We start from the raw sequence: 18,464 nt of genomic DNA on the forward strand, positions 1-18,464 counted from the left end.
ACGCTGATTAGGCCGTTGACCGATTAAGCGGACATTATGCCGCAAGTCGCGCCATCACAAGGCCGCCAGGGTTAATCATCGGTTAATCGACACCGCACATTGTTCACTTCACTTGCAAAGGAATAAGGCTTTTCCATGCGTCATCTGCTTCTCCTCTTCGCTCTGCTGATATCGGGCCTGGCCCAGGCCGGGAGCAATCCGTTCGAAAGCAAACCTGACTTCCTCCCCGTCGCAAAAGCATTCGTTTTCACCTCCGAACGCCTCGAATCCGGCGAAATGCAGCTGTTCTGGCAAATTGCGGACGGCTACTACCTGTATCAGAAGCGGCTGAAGTTCGATGGCCTGCCCGACGCCCAGCACCCGACGCTGCCGCAGGGTGAAGCCCACAGCGACGAGTTCTTCGGCGAACAGCAGGTGTATCGCCAGGGCCTGGAGCTGAAGATTCCCAAAGGCGCGACCGGCCAGATCAAGGTAGGTTTCCAGGGTTGCGCCGATGCCGGTTTGTGTTATCCCCCGCAGACGCAGGTCGTCGATCTGGGCGGTCAGGCTGATCTGCCAGCGACTGCCCAGGCACAGGATCAGGCCCTGGCCAGCAGCCTTGAGCAGCGTGCGCTGGGCTGGAGCCTGCTGGTGTTCTTCGGGCTTGGCCTTCTGCTGGCCTTCACCCCCTGTTCGTTGCCGATGCTGCCGATTCTGGCCGGATTGATCGTCGGCAGTGGTGCCTCGCCCAAGCGCGGTTTCGCCCTGGCCGGCAGTTATGTGGTGAGCATGGCGCTGGTGTACGCGGCGATGGGTGTAGTGGCCGCGATGTTGGGCGCCAACCTGCAGGCACTGTTGCAAAACCCTTGGCTGCTGGGCAGTTTCGCGGCGATTTTCGTGCTGTTGGCCTTGCCCATGTTCGGCTACTTCGAACTGCAACTGCCGGTGGCCGTGCGTGACCGCCTGGAAAATGTCTCGCGCAATCAGCGCGGCGGCAGCCTGGTCGGCGCCGGCGTACTGGGCGCCTTGTCAGGGCTGCTGGTCGGCCCGTGCATGACCGCGCCGCTGGCCGGCGCGCTGCTCTACATCGCGCAAAGCGGCAATGCCCTGCACGGCGGGCTGATTCTGTTCGCCTTGGGCATTGGTATTGGCATGCCGCTGTTGCTGCTGGTGACAGTCGGCAATCGGTTCCTGCCCAAACCCGGCGCGTGGATGAACCTGGTCAAGGGAATCTTCGGCTTCCTGTTCCTGGCAACCGCCTTGCTGTTGCTGCGCCCGGTACTGGATGAATCGCTGTGGGTCGGCTTGTGCGGTGCCTTGTTGTTGATCGCGGCCTATAGCGCCTGGAAGCAATCGGAAGGCTTTGGACGCATTGCCCATCTGTTCGGCGCCAGCTCGTTGTTGCTCGGCCTGTGGGGCAGCCTGCTGGTGATCGGTGCGGCGGGCGGCAGTGACGATCTGTTCAAGCCGCTCCAGGTATTCCGCGCCACCGGCACCGCCGTCGCCGCGACACCGACCGGGCATGACGCCTTCACCACGATCAAGGATCCGGCGGCCCTGCAACGGGAACTCGACGCCGCGCAAGCGCAGGGTCAGTGGGTGCTGCTGGACTACTACGCCGACTGGTGCGTGTCGTGCAAGGTCATGGAAAAGCAGGTGTTCGCCAAGGCCAATGTGCTGCAGGCCCTGAGCGACGTACGACTGCTGCGGTTGGATGTCACCGCCGACAATGCCGCCAGCCGCGAACTGCTGGGTCGTTATAAGGTACCGGGTCCGCCGAGCCTGCTGTGGGTCGGCACCGATGGCGTCGAACGTCGCAGCCAACGCATCACCGGCGAGGTCGATGCCGAGACGTTCCTGCAACGCTGGACCACCACCCGGGACGCCCGTTAATGCTGACTTTCACCCTCGGCACCTTTGCCATCGCGCTCAACCATCTGCTGCTGATCAGTGCCCTGGCACTGGCGACGTTTGTTGGGTGGCGGGTGGCAAAACGCGGTGGCGAGAACCCCGAGTCGGTGCTGTTCGGGCTGTTCCTGATCGGCATGCTGGCGGCGCGGATCGCTTTCGTCGTCCTCTACTGGCCCCACTATCACAACGATCTCTGGCAGATCATCGATCTGCGTGACGGCGGCTTCCTCGCCTGGCCCGGGATCATCGCGCTGGTGATTGCCACGCTGTACCGTGGCTGGCGTCGTCCCGGCCTGCGTCGACCATTGGGCTTCGGCGTGGCCAGCGGCCTGGCGTTCTGGTTGCTGGCCACCTACTCCCTGACGATTTATGAACAAGGCACCCGTCTGCCGGAGATTACCCTGCGCAATGCCGCCGGTGAAACCGTGCAACTGGCGGACTACAAGGGTGGCCCACTGGTGATCAATCTGTGGGCCACCTGGTGCCCGCCTTGCCGCCGGGAAATGCCGGTGCTGGAGAATGCCCAGCAACAGCGTCCGGACCTGACTTTCCTGTTCGTCAATCAGGCCGAAAGCATGCAAAGCGTCGCCACCTTTCTGGAAACCCAGGGCCTGAGCCTGTCCAACGTGCTGTTCGACGGCGGTGGTCGCCTGGGGCAGGCCGTCGGCTCGATGGCCCTGCCGACTACACTGTTCTACAGTCCGGACGGTCGCCTGCTGGGCAGCCATCTGGGTGAACTGTCACAAGCGAGCCTCGCCCGCGCCCTGGAAAATTTCGAATCCGCTCCCGCCACTTCTGCAAGGAAATTGCCATGCCCCGCTTCCGCCACCTGCTGACCCTGAGCCTGGGTGCCGCCCTGCTGCACCTGCCATCGGTACAGGCTGAAGAGTTGCCCGCTGCGATCAAGCAGATCGAGGCCAAGGGCGCGAAAATCGTCGGTCAGTTCGATGCACCCGACGGCCTGCGCGGTTACGCCGCGCAATACCAGAACCGCGGGATGGCGCTGTACCTCACGCCGGACGGCAAGCATGTATTGCTGGGCAATCTGTACGACGCCGAGGGCAACGACTTGAGCAGCGCCCCTCTGCAAAAACTGGTGTACGCGCCGATGTCCAAGGAAGTCTGGGGCAAGATGGAAGCGAGCAACTGGATCGCCGACGGCAGTAAGGATGCACCGCGTGTGGTGTATTTGTTCAGCGACCCGAACTGTCCTTACTGCAACATGTTCTGGGAACAGGCACGGCCCTGGGTCAAGGCCGGAAAGGTGCAGTTGCGGCACATCATGGTCGGCATCATCCGTGAAGACAGCCCCGGCAAATCCGCCGCGCTGCTCGCCGCCAAGGATCCGCAAAAAGCCCTGCAAGACCACGAAGCGGCGGGCAAGGGCAGCTCGCTCAAGCCGTTGATGGAGGTGCCGCCGGCCATTCAAGCCAAGCTCGCCGCCAACATGCAGTTGATGGACGACCTGGAGCTGCAGGCCACGCCGGCGATTTTCTACATGGACGACAAGGGTGAACTGCAACAGCAGCAGGGCGCGCCATCGCCGGACAAGTTGGCGAAGATTCTCGGGCCTAAGTAGGTATTTTGGCTGCCAGACTTGCGCTGGCAGCACTGACGCCATCGCGGGCAAGCCCGCGATGGCGTCAGCACAAGCAACTAATTTCTTCTGGCAATAAACCTCAGCAACGCCTCGGTCACAAAACCCGGATTCTCCAGATTGGAGATATGTCCCGCCTCCGGCACCAGCACGCACGGACAACCAATCAATTCTGCCATTTCCCACGCTTCCGAAGGCGGCCGTGGCTTGTCCTGATCGCCACAGATCACCAGCGTGGTCGCTGCATCCAGTTCGCCCAAACGCGGTAGCAGATCATCGCGAGCAAAGGTAATCCGCCCCATCGGGACAACGCTTTCACGCAGACGCTTCGGTGGCAGCGCGGCCAGTTTGGCGCGGAAGTCCTGGTACAGCGCCGACTGCGGATCGATGCCCGGACGAAAGAAGATCGGCACCACAATGTCCAGCAACTGCGGCGCGATCACTCCGCTGTCTTCGATCATCTTGAACAGCGAGAAGTAATACTGGCGGGTCGGCTCCGGCTCGACGCCGACATAGGTGTCCATCAGCACCAGCCCGTTGAGTCGCTGCGGCGCCGACAGTGCCAGCCGCACACCCCACATGCCACCGACCGACAGGCCGACCAGGGTCACGCGATCGATGTCCAGGTGATCCAGCAACGCCAATGCCTGACGCGCCACATCATCCAGCGATGTCGTACCGGCGGGCATCGCCCCCGAATCGCCATGGCCCCACAGGTCCAGCGCGATGACCCGATACTGCTGCGAAAGCGCGGCAATCTGCGGCGCCCACATGGCCTGGTCCCACAGGTAACTGCCGGCCAGCAGAACCGCCGGGCCGGTGCCTTGATCGAGGTAGTGAAGAGGTTGTCCATCAATGGTTGCGAAGGGCATTGACTGTCTACTCGTCAAGAAAAGAGCTCAAAGACTGAGCCACGCACAATCGCCAGTCAATCAACCAAAGGTTTGGGCTGAGTCATTGAGAACGGCATGGGAGAGCGTTCGCGTGCCGCTGTTATCACTTTGCACCTTTGCGGCGAATTAGCTCAATTCCCAATTGACAATGATTATCATTAATCTTAGTTTGTCGCTCGATGTGACAGACGGCCCGAACTACTCGCCGTCCGACCAACCAATTTGGCAGCAGGGTGATTTCCATGACGGAACGAGCGTCCACAGGCAGGTGCGATTTGCCGCTACTTCAGACATTCGTCGACAATCGACTGATTCTGGTCAAGATTGCAGCGCGCATCACCGGCTGCCGCTCCCGCGCCGAAGACGTGGTGCAGGACGCTTTTTTCCGGCTGCAATCGGCACCGCAGATCACCTCTTCGCTCAAGGCCCAGCTCAGCTATCTGTTCCAGATCGTGCGTAATCTGGCGATCGATCACTACCGCAAGCAGGCAATGGAACTGAAATTTGCGGGGCCGGAAGAGGAAGGCTTGAACGTGGTAATCCAGGGTGCGTCACCGGAAACCTCGCACATCAATTTCTCCACCCTGGAACACATCGCCGAAACCCTCAGCGAGCTGCCGAGCCGGACCCGCCACGCCTTCGAGATGTACCGCCTGCATGGCGTGCCGCAGAAGGACATCGCCAGGGAACTCGGCGTTTCGCCGACCCTGGTGAACTTCATGATTCGTGATGCGCTGGTGCATTGCCGCAAGGTGTCGGGTGGCCGTGCGGATGCGGCAGCCCGCCGGTAGGATCTGATACCTCATCGCCCCCATTTCGCGAGCAGGCTCGCTCCTACAGCGGTTGGGTCAATTAATGCGGCACCGGCACAATCGCAATCTTGTACGGATCGAAGATCTTCAGCATCTGGCCGTTGTCTCGCAGCCCTTGCAGCAGTTGTCCGAAGGCCTCCCCCGAAATCGGAGCAGCGGGACGCAGGATGGCGTAGTGGTGATAAATCTGATCGATGCGATCGGACACCAGCAACTCGTCCGCGACCTTCAGGTTGCGCAGAAAGTAGTCACTCAAGTAGGAGCGCGTGACCAGGGCGATGTCGGCGCGCCCGCGCAGCACCATCAGCAGGTTGCTGTCATGGGAGTAGGTCAGCGTGGCGTTGTAGGTGGTGGCGAGGTATTTGGGGTCGGCGTTGAACTGGGCGAATTCGTAGTGATAACCGCTGAACAGCGCCAAGCGCTTGCCCGTGAGGTCAGTGAAATAATCCTGCTGGCGCGCCGGCTGGTTTTCCGGCTGGCGTTGCGCGACGAAAATCTCGGCGTCTTCCAGGCCCATGTCGACGTCGGTGCGGGGGATGTCCTTCCAGCCCCAGGCGGGGTTTTCGAAAATCGCCATGTCGATCCGGCCCTGCTTGAAATCACCAAAGCGCCGGGGAATCGAGGTGGGTACCAGCACAAACTGATAGTCGGTTTGCGAGGCATTGAGCGCCTCCACCAGCTGCGGCAGCAGGCCGGTGTCGGCACCGTTTTCCGGGCGCACGGTATAGGGTGGAAAGTGAGCGGCGCCGATGCGCACCAGTTGTGCAGCCGGGGATGGCAGCGCCCATGACGCGGCGATCACTGCCAGCAAAAGACCTGAAGCCGTCCGAATTGGCGAAGACATCAAAACTACTCACTCCCCGAATACTGCGTCGTTGCATTCAAGCCAGGCGGTTTCGCCCGGTTAGCCAGTTTCCTGTTCATCGACCTGCCGTTATTGCTTTTCCTCCAGCACCAGAATCAGCGCCTCATCGGCCAGCTGATCCAGGCTCATGCTGCCACCGGCGCGAAACCAGGTGGTGGTCCAGGACAGCGCTCCGGTGAGGAAGCGCCGGGTGATGAACACATCACCGCGAATGAAGCCGGCACTCTTGGCCTCGCCCAGCACCTGCAGCCAGATGTCTTCATAAATATCGCGCAGAGCCAGGACTTTTTCCTGGCCCTCCTCGGACAGCGAGCGCCATTCGTAGACCAGCACAGCCATGGCCTCGCCACTGCCGCCCATGATCGATTGCAATTCGCAGCGAATCAGCGCCAATACCCGCTCACGCACGTTCTCGGCTTCGGCAATGGCCGCACGCATCAGCGCGGTGTTGTAGCGGATGGTCTCTTCCATCACCGCCCGCAGTATTTCGTCCTTGCTTTTGAAGTGGTGAAAGATGCTCCCCGACTGAATGCCGACGGCACCGGCCAGATCGCGCACGGTGGTGCGCTCGTAGCCCTTGTTGCGAAACAGGTGGGCAGCCACTTGCAGCAGCTTGCCACGGGCGCTGTCCGGATCGGTCAACTGGCCGTTGCCGACCAAATCGCGCATGACCCTCAGGGCTTTTTGCTCGTCCACCCGTTCTCTCCTACAGTCGATCAATCATCAACGCCGATCCCCGCTAAAACAGCGGACTTGCGCGGGCAATTTAAGCTGGCATTGGCAACCAAGCAAGCGCTCGGGCAGAAAGTATTTCTGCCGTTTACAAACCAAGCGCTTGCTTGGTAGTCTCGAAACACTTCTGTCGATGGGGGTTATGCAATTGACTGCTGCCAAAACCATTCGCATCGGTTGCGCCAGCGCGTTCTGGGGCGATACCTCGACCGCCGCCGAGCAACTGGTGGACGGCGGACGCCTGGACTACCTGGTGTTCGACTACCTGGCCGAAATCACCATGTCGATCATGGCCGGTGCGCGGATGAAAGATCCCCAGGCCGGCTATGCCAGCGACTTCGTCGAAGTCCTGAGCCCCCTGCTCACCCAGCTCGCCGAACAGAAAATCCGCGTGATCAGCAACGCCGGAGGAGTCAATCCACTGGCCTGCGCCGCTGCCCTGCAAGCGGCCTGCGACAAGGCCGGAGTCGCCTTGAAGATCGCCGTGCTGCTGGGGGATGACCTTCAACCGCAGTTCAAACAGCTGAGCACCCACGGTATTCATGAAATGTTCAGCGGCGCCCCGCTGCCGCCGATGTGCGTCTCGACCAACGCCTACCTCGGCGCCCCCGGCATCGTCGAAGCCCTGCGCCTGGGCGCCGATATCGTGATCACCGGGCGCGTGGTCGACAGCGCCGTGGTCAGCGCCGCGCTGGTGCATGAGTTCGGCTGGTCGTGGCATGACTACGACAAGCTGGCCCAGGCGGCGTTGGCCGGGCACATCATCGAATGCGGCGCGCAGTGCACCGGGGGCAATTTCACCGATTGGCGCGAGGTGCCCGACTACGAGCACATCGGTTTTCCCATCGTCGAAGTCAGCGCCGACAGCCAATTCATCGTCAGCAAACCCGAAGGCACCGGTGGTCTGGTCACGCCGCTGACCGTGGGCGAGCAGATGCTCTACGAAATCGGCGATCCACGGGCTTATCTGCTGCCGGATGTGGTCTGCGATTTCACCCAGGTCAAGCTGGTGCCGCAGGGCAAAAATGCGGTGCGTGTGCACGGCGCCAGAGGCCTGCCACCCACCGATCAATACAAGGTCAGCGCCACTTGGCCCGATGGCTTCAAGTGCACCGCCAGTTGCCTGATCGCCGGCATCGATGCGGTGGACAAGGCCCGTCGCGTCAGCCAGGCGATCATCAACAAAACCTCGGAACTCTTCATCCGGCGCGGCTGGGCGCCATACACCGACGTGAACATTGAACTGCTGGGCAGCGAAGCCACCTATGGCCCCCACGGTCGGCGCCAGGACAGTCGCGAAGTGGTCATCAAACTGGCGGTGCGCCATCCAGACAAGCGCGCACTGATCCTGTTCTCCCGGGAAATCGCCCAGGCCGCCACCGGCATGGCGCCGGGGCTGACCGGCATTGTCGGCGGACGGCCGACGGTGTACCCGCTGATCCGCCTGTTCTCGTTCCTCATCGACAAAAATGCCTGCACGCTGGAGATTGATATCAGCGGCCAGCGTTTCCCCTGCACCCTGCCCGCCGTCGATGCGCTCGACCCGGACGACCTGCCCGTTCCCATCGAGCCCTCGAAACCCACCGAGCGGGCCGATGCCAGCGTCGCGCTGATCAAACTCGCGGTGGCCCGCTCCGGGGACAAGGGCAACCACAGCAACATCGGGGTCATGGCCCGCGAGCCCGAATTCCTGCCGTGGATCGCCGAGGCGCTGACACCGGCGGTGATCGTCGACTGGATGAGCCACGTCCTCGATCCGGTGCTCGGGCGCGTGGAGCGCTGGTATCTGCCCGCCACCCACAGCCTGAATTTCCTGCTGGAAAACGCCCTGGGCGGCGGCGGTGTCGCCAGCCTGCGCATCGATCCGCAGGGCAAGGCCTTCGCCCAGCAATTGCTGGAAATCCAGATTCCGGTGCCCCAGCGCATCGCCGACCAGGTCAACTAGAGGACTGCCGTCATGGCCTACGATTCGATTTTCAAAGCCGATCTTTTCGCTGGCCAAACGATCATCGTCACCGGTGGCGGCAGTGGCATCGGCCGCTGCACTGCTCACGAACTGGCGGCCCTCGGCGCTCATGTGATCTTGTTGGGGCGCAAGGCCGACAAGCTGAAAACCGTCGCCGCCGAAATTGCCGAAGACGGTGGCAAGGCCGACTGGAGCACCTGCGATATCCGCGATGAAGAGGCAGTAACGCATCTGGTCGGCGAACTGGTGCGCAAGCATGGACCGATTCATGGCCTGGTCAACAATGCCGGCGGTCAGTACCCCTCACCCTTGGCCTCGATCAACCAGAAGGGTTTTGAAACCGTGGTGCGCACCAACCTGGTGGGCGGTTTCCTGATGGCCCGGGAGGTGTTCAACCAGTCCATGAGCAAGCACGGCGGCGCCATCGTCAACATGCTCGCCGACATGTGGGGCGGCATGCCCGGCATGGGTCACTCGGGCGCTGCGCGTTCGGGCATGGACAACCTGACCAAGACCGCCGCCTTCGAGTGGGGTTACGCCGGAGTGCGGGTCAACGCCGTGGCGCCGGGTTGGGTCGCCTCCAGCGGCATGGACACTTACGAAGGTGCGTTCAAGGCGGTAATCCCGACCTTGCGCGAGCATGTGCCGCTCAAACGCATCGGCACCGAATCGGAAGTCAGCGCGGCGATCGTTTTCCTGCTCAGCCCGGCGGCGGCATTCATCAGCGGCAGCACCTTGCGCATCGATGGCGCCGCCAGTATTGGCGGACGTGCATGGCCGATTCACAAGGCGACCAACAGTGAGTCGTACAACGGCTTCCACCGTGCGTACCTTCCGGACGTGCTCAAGGACAAGGAATAACCCATGCCGGTGATTCAGTCACAACTCGATCCCCACAGCGAACAGTTCGCTCGCAACCGCGAGGCGATGCTGGGCGCGATCGAACAGGTCCGGGGGCTTGAACAGAATCTGTTGAACAAGGCGGCCGAGGCCAAAGCCAAATTCGATAAACGTGGGCAGTTACTTCCCCGCGAACGCCTCAATCTGCTGCTCGACCCCGGCGCGCCGTTCCTCGAACTGGCCAGCCTGGCCGGCTACAAGTTGCACGACGACAAGGACGGCAGTTCGGCCGGTGGCGGCCTGATCGCCGGGATCGGCTACGTGTCCGGCGTGCGGGCGCTGATCGTGGCGAACAACAGCGCGATCAAGGGCGGGACCATTTCCCCCAGCGGCCTGAAAAAATCCCTGCGCCTGCAACAGATCGCCATGGAAAACAAACTGCCGGTGATCACCCTCGCCGAAAGCGGTGGCGCCAACCTCAACTACGCGGCGGAGATTTTCGTCGAAGGCGCGCGCAGCTTTGCCAATCAGGCGCGGATGTCGGCCATGGGTCTGCCGCAGATCACCGCGGTGCACGGCTCGGCCACGGCGGGCGGCGCTTATCAACCTGGCCTGTCGGACTACGTAGTGGTAGTGCGCGGCAAGGCCAAGCTGTTTCTTGCCGGTCCCCCCTTGTTGAAGGCGGCCACCGGTGAAGTCGCCACCGACGAAGAACTGGGTGGCGCCGAGATGCACGCACAAACCGCCGGCACCGCCGAGTACCTGGCTGAAAACGATGCCGATGGCGTGCGTCAGGTGCGCGAGATTGTCAGCCTGATGTCATGGAACGAGCAGCTGCCGCAGGTGGCCCCGACGCAATGGCAAGCTCCCCTCTACCCCGTCGATGAACTGCTGGGGCTGATCCCGGACGATCCGAAAAAACCCTACGACGTGCGGGAAATCATCGCCCGCATCGCCGACGGCTCGAACTTTCTCGACTTCAAGAACGAGTTCGATCAACAGACCGTTTGCGGTCACCTGAAAATCCACGGGCGCACCTGCGGCTTCATCGGCAACAACGGCCCGATCACCCCCAAGGGCGCGAGCAAGGCGGCGCAGTTCATTCAGCTGTGCGACCAGAGCCAGACGCCGTTGCTGTTTTTCCACAACACCACCGGCTTCATGGTCGGCACTGAATCGGAGCAGCACGGCGTGATCAAGCACGGCGCCAAGATGATCCAGGCGGTGGCCAATGCCCGGGTGCCGAAACTCACTATCGTGGTCGGCGGTTCCTATGGCGCCGGCAACTACGCGATGTGCGGCCGAGGCCTGGATCCGCGTTTCATCTTCGCCTGGCCCAACAGCCGCACCGCCGTGATGGGCGGCGCCCAGGCTGGCAAGGTGCTGCGCATCGTTACTGAGGCCAAACAGGCCAAGGACGGGCTGGTGCCGGACCCGAAGATGCTCGACATGCTCGAGCAGGTCACCGCGCAGAAACTCGACGCCCAGTCCACGGCGCTCTACGGCAGTGCCAACCTGTGGGACGACGGCCTGATCGACCCGCGCGATACCCGGACTTTGCTCGGTTACTTGTTGGATATCTGTCACGAGGCCCAGGTGCGGCCAATGCAAGCCAACAGTTTTGGCGTAGCGCGTTTTTAATTTGATCGCTCCCACGCTCCCCGTGGGAACGAGCGGGTTTGTCAGGAGAACAATAAAAATGATCTTCACCCAGGAACACGAAGCACTGCGCCGCACCGTCCGCCAATTCGTCGATCACGAGATCAACCCGCACGTCGAGGAATGGGAAAAAGCCGGGCGCTTTCCGATCCACGAAATTTTCCGCAAGGCCGGTGATCTCGGCCTGCTGGGCATTTCCAAGCCAGAAAAATTCGGCGGTATGGGCCTGGACTACAGCTACTCGATCGTCGCCGCCGAAGAGTTCGGCACCATTCATTGCGGCGGTATTCCGATGTCCATCGGCGTGCAGACCGACATGTGCACCCCGGCCCTGGCGCGGTTCGGCTCCGATGAATTGCGTGACGAGTTCCTGCGACCGGCGATCAGCGGCGAGCAGGTCGGCTGCATCGGCGTCTCCGAAGTCGGTGCCGGTTCCGACGTGGCCGGGTTGAAAACCACCGCCCGCAAGGACGGCGACGACTACGTGATCAACGGCAGCAAGATGTGGATCACCAACTCGCCAAGCGCCGACTTCATCTGCCTGCTGGCCAACACCTCCGACGACAAGCCGCACATCAACAAGTCGCTGATCATGGTACCGATGAACACGCCCGGCATCAGCCTCAGCTCCCATCTGGACAAGCTCGGCATGCGCAGTTCGGAAACCGCCCAGGTGTTTTTCGACAACGTGCGCGTGCCGCAGCGCAACCGCATCGGCCATGAAGGTGCAGGGTTCATGATGCAGATGCTGCAGTTCCAGGAGGAGCGCCTGTTCGGCGCGGCGAACATGATCAAGGGCCTGGAGCATTGCGTCGACAGCACCATCGAGTACTGCAAGGAGCGCAAGACCTTCGGCAGTGCGCTGATCGATAACCAGGTCATTCACTTCCGCCTGGCCGAGTTGCAGACCGAAATCGAATGCCTGCGCGCGCTGGTCTATCAGGCCACCGAGCAATACGTCAAAGGCCAGGACGTCACCCGCCTGGCCTCCATGGCCAAGCTCAAGGCCGGGCGGCTGGGCCGCGAAGTGACCGACAGCTGCCTGCAATACTGGGGCGGCATGGGCTTCATGTGGGACAACCCCGTGGCCCGGGCCTACCGCGATGTGCGACTGGTGTCGATTGGCGGCGGCGCCGACGAAATCATGCTGGGGATCATCTGCAAACTCATGGGTATCCTGCCGGGGAAAAAGAAATGAGCCGCCTGCCCGATTGCCAGACGCTGTTACTCGACCAGCACAACAGTGTGCTGCACATCACCCTTAATCGTCCGCAAAGCCGCAATGCCATGAGCTTGCATATGGTGACCGAACTGCGCGCGGTGCTGACGGCGGTACGCGATAACCGTACCGTTCGCGCCCTGGTGATTGCCGGGGTCGGCGGACACTTCTGTGCGGGCGGCGACCTCAAGGACATGGCCAACGCCCGCGCCCAGGGCGCGACCGCGTACCGCGAGTTGAACCGAGCCTTCGGCGCCCTGCTGGAAGAAACCCAGCACGCACCACAAGTGGTGATCACCGTGTTGCAGGGCGCGGTGCTGGGCGGCGGTCTGGGTCTGGCTTGCGTCAGCGATATCGCCATCGCCGATCATCAGGCGCAATTCGGCCTGCCGGAAACCAGCCTCGGCCTGCTGCCGGCGCAGATCGCACCGTTCGTGGTCCAGCGCATCGGCCTGACCCAGGCCCGGCGCCTGGCCCTCACTGCAGCGCGCTTTGATGGCACGCAGGCGCGGCGAATGGGTCTGGTGCACTTTGTCGAGCAGGATCCGCAGGCTTTGGCCGAGCGCCTCGATGAGGTGCTGGCCCATGTGCTGTGTTGTGCACCGGGGGCGAATGCGGCGACCAAGAAGTTGTTGTTGGCGAGTGCGGTGCAGCCATCGGCAGAGCTGCTGGATCAGGCGGCGCAATGGTTCAGTGAGGCGGTGACGGGGGCTGAGGGTGTCGAGGGGACCATGGCTTTTGTGCAAAAGCGTAAACCGGGGTGGGCCTCTTAAAAGCATCGCGAGCAAGCTTTGCTCCTACAGGATTTCGCTCGATCTGTAGGAGCAAGGCTTGCCCGCGATGAGGCCATCACATTCACCGCAAATCCAAAGGGATAACCCAATGCCCGGACTCACAAAAATCCTCATCGCCAACCGCGGTGAAATCGCCTGCCGCATCCAACGCACCGCCCAGGCCCTGGGCTATCACACCGTCGCGGTGTTCAGCGACGCCGACGCCGATGCGCTGCATGTGCAGATGGCCGACGAAGCCGTGCACATCGGTCCCTCGGCGGTGCAACAGTCTTATCTGAACATTCCGGCCATCATCGACGCCGCTCGCCGTACAGGCGCCGACGCGATCCATCCGGGCTACGGCTTTCTCTCGGAAAACGCCGATTTCGCCCGCGCTTGCCAGGCGGCCGGCATCACCTTCATCGGCCCCAGTGCCGAAGCCATCGAACTGATGGGCAGCAAGCGTCTGTCGAAAATCGCCATGATCGACGCCGGCGTGCCGTGCATCCGGGGTTACCAGGGGGCTGATCAGGATGATGCAACCCTGAGCCGCGAAGCCGAACGCATCGGCTATCCACTGATGATCAAGGCCAGTGCCGGCGGTGGCGGGCGTGGCATGCGCCTGGTGCACGATGCCGCCAACTTGCTGGAGCAGATTCGCACCGCGCGTTCCGAGGCTCTTCATGGTTTCGGCAGTGACGAGCTGATTCTCGAACAAGCATTGATCGAACCACGGCATGTCGAAGTGCAGTTGTTTGGCGACGAGCACGGCAACCTGATCTACCTCGGCGAGCGCGATTGTTCGATCCAGCGCCGCCATCAGAAAGTCATCGAAGAAGCCCCCTGCCCGGTCATGACCGAGGCATTGCGCCAGGCTATGGGCGAGGCGGCGCTAAAGGCCGGTCGTGCCGTTAATTACGTCGGCGCCGGCACCGTTGAATTTCTGCTGGATGCGGATGGCCGGTTTTACTTCCTGGAAATGAACACCCGCCTGCAGGTCGAGCACCCAGTGACCGAAATGATCACTGGCCTGGACCTGGTGGCCTGGCAGTTGAGCATCGCCGAAGGGCAACCGCTGCCGCTGCGTCAGGAACAGGTGCAACTCAACGGGCATGCCATGGAAGTGCGCCTGTATGCCGAAGACCCGACCCGGGGGTTTCTGCCGCAGACCGGGCGCATCGATGCCTGGGAGCCTGCGTTGAACAGCGGCGTGCGGATCGACCATGGCCTGATCGAAGGTTCCAGCATCAGCCCGTTCTACGACCCGATGCTGGGTAAGCTGATCGCTCACGGCGCCACCCGTGAAGAGGCCCGGCGCAAGTTGCTGCGAGCGGTCGAGGACAGCGTGTTGCTGGGGGTGCAGAGTAATCAGCGTCTGCTCGCCAGCCTGTTGCAACACCCGCAGTTCATTGGTGGCCAATTCAGCACCGCGTTCATCGCAGAACACTTCACCGACCATCCATGCCTTCATCCCCATGTGCCCAGTGCCGAGGAACTGGCGATTGCCGCTGCACTGTTCTATCGGGCATCGGCTCAGGCACACCGCAATCCATTGGCCGGATGGCGCAACAACGCCAGCGTGCCGCTGCACTACCGGCTGGGGTTGGACGACCGGCAATGGTTGGTGTCACTGCATGCCGTGCCCGGCGAGGTCTGCAGGATTGAGGTCGACAACCGCAGCCTTGAACTGAAGATCATCGAGTGCGATGCACAGCATGCGACGCTGGAAATCGACGGTATCAGGCAACGTCATGCCTTCCGCTTGCAGGCCGGGCAAGTCTGCCTGTTTACCCGCCCGGGAAGCCTGTGCCTGGAGGATCGAACCCAGGTGGCAGTAAGTAGTCAGGTCGGCGTCAGCAGCGGCACCCTCAAGGCGCCAATGGACGGGGCGATCGTCGATGTGCTGGTCAACGAGGGCAGCGCGGTCAGCAAGGGTCAGCTGCTGGTGGTGCTGGAGGCGATGAAAATGGAGCATCCGCTGAAAGCAGGCATCGACGGCGTGCTCAAGCGCTTGCAGGTGCAGGTGGGCGATCAGGTCAAGAGCCGGCAGATTCTGCTGGAGGTCGAATAAGACGCTGGGCGGAACCGTCGGGTTTGGCTACGCTCAAACCCATCAAGCGCGGATACCGGGAAACCCTGCAATGCCTCACTGGCTGGTCATTGATCTGGAAGCCACCACCGATGAGGGTGGCTGGCCTGTCACGGAAATGGAAATCATCGAGATCGGCGCCACCCTGGTGGATCGCAAAGGGCGCGAAGTCGACCACTTCCAGTGCTTTGTGCGGCCATTGCGACGGCCATTGCTGACGCCCTTTTGCCGGGCTCTGACTCACATCACCCAAGCCGATGTCGATTCGGCGCAGACCCTGGGCGAAATCTGGCCATCGTTCGAACAGTGGCTGGGGCAACATCCTTCACCACTGGAAGGCTGGGTCAGCTGGGGCGACTATGATCGCCAGCAGCTCATTCAGGAATGGCAGCAGCTGCAACTCGACAGCCTGCTCAGCCGCACACCGCACATCAACCTCAAACAGCGCTTTGCCAAGGCCCGTCGCCTGGATCGCCCGCTGGGCCTCAATGGCGCGCTGCAACTGGCCGGCCTGCAATTTACCGGGCAGCAGCACCGCGCGCTGGAAGATGCGCGCAATACGGCTCGTCTGCTGCCGCAGATTCTCCCTCCTCTGGAGAGGTGACGACATCGGCCCCCTTGTGCATACTGGCCGGCCCTTTTTAGCCCTTTTCGAGGAATCGCCCATGTTTAAAGTCAATGAGTACTTCGACGGCACCGTCAAGTCGATCGCCTTTGGCACCGCTGAAGGTCCGGCGACTATCGGCGTCATGGCTCCGGGCGAATACGAATTCGGCACCAGCCAGCGTGAAATCATGCACGTGGTGTCCGGCGCCCTGACCGTCAAACTGCCAGAAAGCAGCGATTGGCAAACTTTCGCCGCCGGCAGCCAGTTCAACGTGCCTGCCAACAGCAAGTTCCAGCTGAAAGTCGCCGTCGATACCGCTTACCTGTGCGAATACCGCGGCTAAGCCCCCGGGTTTTCATGGCGTAAAAAAATGCCCGTGTCCAAGGACACGGGCATTTTCGTTTCAAGGGCACCTACTCCAGACACTCACTCCAGTACGGTCACCGGCATGCCGACTTCCAGCCGGCCACTGCCGTCATTGACCAGATTCTGCCCGAACATCGCGCCATCGGCCTCGGCACGGTACTTCTGCAAGGTGGCCAGAGGTTCACGATCAGCGCTGCGTTCACCGGTTTGCGGGTCGATGGTGGTGAGGATGCAGCGTGAGCAGGACTTGACCACCCGGAACTCGACCTCGCCGATGCGGATGCGCTTCCAGCTGTCTTCGGCAAAGGCCTCACTGCCCTCGATCACCAGGTTCGGCCGGAAACGCAGCATGTCCAGGGGACGTCCGACCCGTTGCGACAGATCCTCCAGCGACGCCTGGCCGATCAGCAGCAGCGGAAAGCCATCGGCGAAGGCCACCTGATCGTCATCCTTGCCGAAACCCGCCTCGGTGGTGCGGGCACGCTCAAGCGGGATCTGGACCAGCCGCGTCGGCTTGCCGATGAACGCGCTGACCCAGGCAGCGGCGGCATCACCAGCATCCGGCACCCGCAGTGTGTCGCGCCAGATGGTCACGCCGCGCAGCTCGGCATCATTGCCGGGCAAAGCGATTTCGATCGGAGAGTGGCCGGGGGCATTGAGGGTCAGACCGCCGTCGGCATTCCACAAGGCTGACAGCTGGCTCATCTGTGCCACCGCGCGCTGGGTGAGGAAGCGCCCGCTGGCCTCATCCACCAACATCCAGCGTCGATCGCCGTCCAGCCCCAGTTTGTCGAGGCCGATCTGCTGCAAAGTCTCGCCCTTGCCGGATTTCAACGGATAACGGTAAAGCGCGCTCAGACGCAGCATGGCCAGCTCCCTGGTGGACAAAAAAGCCACCCTATACGAGCTTGGTCACCGAATCAAAGCGAAGAAAACTGTAGGAGCGAGCCTGCTCGCAAAGAACGCCAAGGCAACACGGACTTTCAGGTAGCCCGAGTTATCGTTGACGACCATCGCGAGCAGGCTCGCTCCTACAAGTAGAGGTCCGTGCTTAAGCTGGAACCGCGTCCAGCATCAAACGCTGACGCACCACATCCACCAGCTTGTCCGGCTGGAATTTGGAGAGGAAGTTGTCGCAGCCGACTTTTTTCACCATCGAGTCGTTGAAGCTGCCGGACAAGGAGGTGTGCAGCACGACATAAAGGCCACGCAGGCGTGGATCGTTGCGGATTTCGGTGGTCAGGCGATAGCCATCCATTTCCGGCATTTCCGCATCGGTAAACACCATCAGCAGTTTTTCGGTCATGTCGACGCCGCTGTCCGCCCACGCCTTGAGCATGTTCAGCGCCTTCAAGCCATCGCTGGCGATGTGCATTTTCACGCCCAGTTGACCCAGGGTATCGCGCAGTTGCGCCAGTGCCACGTTGGAGTCATCCACCAACAGCACTTCACGGCCACGGGCACGTTCCAGCACCGGGTCGGCCAGTTTTTCGCGGGACACCTTGGCGTTGTAAGGCACGATTTCCGCCAGGACTTTTTCCACGTCGATGATTTCCACCAACTGATCGTCGACTTTGCTGATGGCGGTCAGGTAGTGCTGGCGACCGGCGCTGCCCGGTGGCGGCAGAATCGCTTCCCAGTTCATGTTGACGATACGGTCCACGCCACCGACCAGGAACGCCTGCACGGAGCGGTTGTACTCGGTCACGATGATGGTGCTGTTCGGGCCCGGTACCAGCGGGCGCATGCCGATGGCTTGGGACAGGTCGATGACCGGCAGTGTCTGGCCACGCAAGTTGACCACGCCGCAGACAAACGGGTGGCGTTGCGGCATCAGGGTCAGTTTCGGCAATTGCAGGACTTCCTGCACTTTGAACACGTTGATTGCGAACAATTGCCGTCCGGCCAGGCGGAACATGAGAATTTCCAGACGATTCTCACCCACCAGTTGCGTACGTTGGTCTACCGTATCAAGAATGCCGGCCATCAATGACTCCTGGGCTTTTACTGATGAATTCACGAATAGGAGGTTATCGGCTGTATTTGCAGGACCTTGACCCCATACAAAATGCCACGCTCAAACATTGATGTCACATTAACATCATGCTTTACTGGCGTTGTGATTTCATCTGCTACATTCTTTGCGACGCGACCAT

At 61.7% G+C, this 18,464-nt stretch carries 17 protein-coding genes; 12 read left to right on the forward strand and 5 right to left on the reverse strand.

The window, feature by feature from the left end; translation table 11 throughout:
* Positions 1-135 precede the first annotated feature (135 nt).
* The 3 genes from dsbD to dsbG are packed head-to-tail and all read left to right on the forward strand — an operon-like array spanning position 136 to position 3,469.
* Positions 136-1,872 carry a protein-disulfide reductase DsbD gene (gene dsbD, locus DKY63_RS11090; RefSeq protein ID WP_110964130.1) on the forward strand — a complete coding sequence of 579 codons (1,737 nt, stop codon included), beginning with the start codon at positions 136-138 and terminating at the stop codon, positions 1,870-1,872.
* The gene (locus tag DKY63_RS11095) at positions 1,872-2,726 is read left to right on the forward strand and encodes a TlpA family protein disulfide reductase (RefSeq protein ID WP_110964131.1); all 855 of its coding nucleotides are present in this window, start codon (positions 1,872-1,874) and stop codon (positions 2,724-2,726) included. The genes dsbD and DKY63_RS11095 overlap by 1 nt, the downstream gene beginning before the upstream one ends.
* Entirely contained in the window at positions 2,702-3,469 is a 768-nt protein-coding gene (dsbG, locus tag DKY63_RS11100; RefSeq protein ID WP_110964132.1) for a thiol:disulfide interchange protein DsbG, read from the forward strand. The genes DKY63_RS11095 and dsbG overlap by 25 nt, the downstream gene beginning before the upstream one ends.
* Before the next feature lie 77 nt (positions 3,470-3,546).
* Here the strand turns inward: dsbG and DKY63_RS11105 are convergent, their stop codons facing one another.
* Positions 3,547-4,359: an alpha/beta fold hydrolase gene (locus DKY63_RS11105; RefSeq protein WP_110964133.1), complete on the reverse strand. Its 813-nt coding sequence runs from the start codon at positions 4,357-4,359 to the stop codon at positions 3,547-3,549.
* 263 nt (positions 4,360-4,622) lie between these two features.
* On the opposite strand from DKY63_RS11105, the gene DKY63_RS11110 reads away from it, so the two are divergent.
* Complete coding sequence (locus DKY63_RS11110; protein WP_110964134.1) at positions 4,623-5,171, forward strand: RNA polymerase factor sigma-70; 549 nt, start codon at positions 4,623-4,625, stop codon at positions 5,169-5,171.
* A gap of 61 nt (positions 5,172-5,232) precedes the next feature.
* On the opposite strand, the gene DKY63_RS11115 is transcribed toward DKY63_RS11110, so the two are convergent.
* Positions 5,233-6,036, reverse strand: a complete 804-nt coding sequence (locus DKY63_RS11115) for a substrate-binding periplasmic protein (protein WP_204354323.1) — start codon at positions 6,034-6,036, stop codon at positions 5,233-5,235.
* A gap of 90 nt (positions 6,037-6,126) precedes the next feature.
* Positions 6,127-6,753, reverse strand: a complete 627-nt coding sequence (locus DKY63_RS11120; protein ID WP_110964136.1) for a TetR/AcrR family transcriptional regulator — start codon at positions 6,751-6,753, stop codon at positions 6,127-6,129.
* Between the two features lie 178 nt (positions 6,754-6,931).
* Between DKY63_RS11120 and DKY63_RS11125 the strand changes: the two genes are divergently transcribed.
* From DKY63_RS11125 to DKY63_RS11160, 8 genes are all read left to right on the forward strand, one after another.
* Positions 6,932-8,734 (forward strand): acyclic terpene utilization AtuA family protein, encoded by a 1,803-nt coding sequence (locus DKY63_RS11125; RefSeq protein ID WP_110964137.1) that lies wholly within the window; start codon positions 6,932-6,934, stop codon positions 8,732-8,734.
* Positions 8,735-8,746: 12 nt separating this feature from the next.
* Entirely contained in the window at positions 8,747-9,616 is an 870-nt protein-coding gene (locus DKY63_RS11130) for an SDR family oxidoreductase (RefSeq protein ID WP_110964138.1), read from the forward strand.
* Between the two features lie 3 nt (positions 9,617-9,619).
* Positions 9,620-11,236 carry a geranyl-CoA carboxylase subunit beta gene (atuC, locus tag DKY63_RS11135; RefSeq protein WP_110964139.1) on the forward strand — a complete coding sequence of 539 codons (1,617 nt, stop codon included), beginning with the start codon at positions 9,620-9,622 and terminating at the stop codon, positions 11,234-11,236.
* Between the two features lie 58 nt (positions 11,237-11,294).
* A complete protein-coding gene (atuD, locus tag DKY63_RS11140; protein WP_110964140.1) occupies positions 11,295-12,452 on the forward strand; it encodes a citronellyl-CoA dehydrogenase in 1,158 nt (385 codons plus the stop codon).
* Positions 12,449-13,246 carry an enoyl-CoA hydratase/isomerase family protein gene (locus DKY63_RS11145; RefSeq protein WP_110964141.1) on the forward strand — a complete coding sequence of 266 codons (798 nt, stop codon included), beginning with the start codon at positions 12,449-12,451 and terminating at the stop codon, positions 13,244-13,246. The genes atuD and DKY63_RS11145 overlap by 4 nt, the downstream gene beginning before the upstream one ends.
* 109 nt (positions 13,247-13,355) lie before the next feature.
* The gene (locus DKY63_RS11150; protein WP_110964142.1) at positions 13,356-15,317 is read left to right on the forward strand and encodes an acetyl/propionyl/methylcrotonyl-CoA carboxylase subunit alpha; all 1,962 of its coding nucleotides are present in this window, start codon (positions 13,356-13,358) and stop codon (positions 15,315-15,317) included.
* 70 nt (positions 15,318-15,387) lie between these two features.
* Positions 15,388-15,939 carry an exonuclease domain-containing protein gene (locus tag DKY63_RS11155; protein ID WP_110964143.1) on the forward strand — a complete coding sequence of 184 codons (552 nt, stop codon included), beginning with the start codon at positions 15,388-15,390 and terminating at the stop codon, positions 15,937-15,939.
* Positions 15,940-16,000: 61 nt separating this feature from the next.
* Complete coding sequence (locus tag DKY63_RS11160; RefSeq protein ID WP_110964144.1) at positions 16,001-16,285, forward strand: pyrimidine/purine nucleoside phosphorylase; 285 nt, start codon at positions 16,001-16,003, stop codon at positions 16,283-16,285.
* An 83-nt stretch (positions 16,286-16,368) separates the two neighbouring features.
* Here the strand turns inward: DKY63_RS11160 and DKY63_RS11165 are convergent, their stop codons facing one another.
* Entirely contained in the window at positions 16,369-17,175 is an 807-nt protein-coding gene (locus DKY63_RS11165; protein WP_110964145.1) for an MOSC domain-containing protein, read from the reverse strand.
* Positions 17,176-17,359: 184 nt separating this feature from the next.
* Complete coding sequence (locus DKY63_RS11170) at positions 17,360-18,295, reverse strand: chemotaxis protein CheV (protein WP_110964146.1); 936 nt, start codon at positions 18,293-18,295, stop codon at positions 17,360-17,362.
* Positions 18,296-18,464 lie beyond the last annotated feature (169 nt).

It is taken from the genome of Pseudomonas putida, from assembly GCF_003228315.1.
GTDB classification, from domain to species: Bacteria; Pseudomonadota; Gammaproteobacteria; order Pseudomonadales; family Pseudomonadaceae; genus Aquipseudomonas; species Aquipseudomonas putida_S.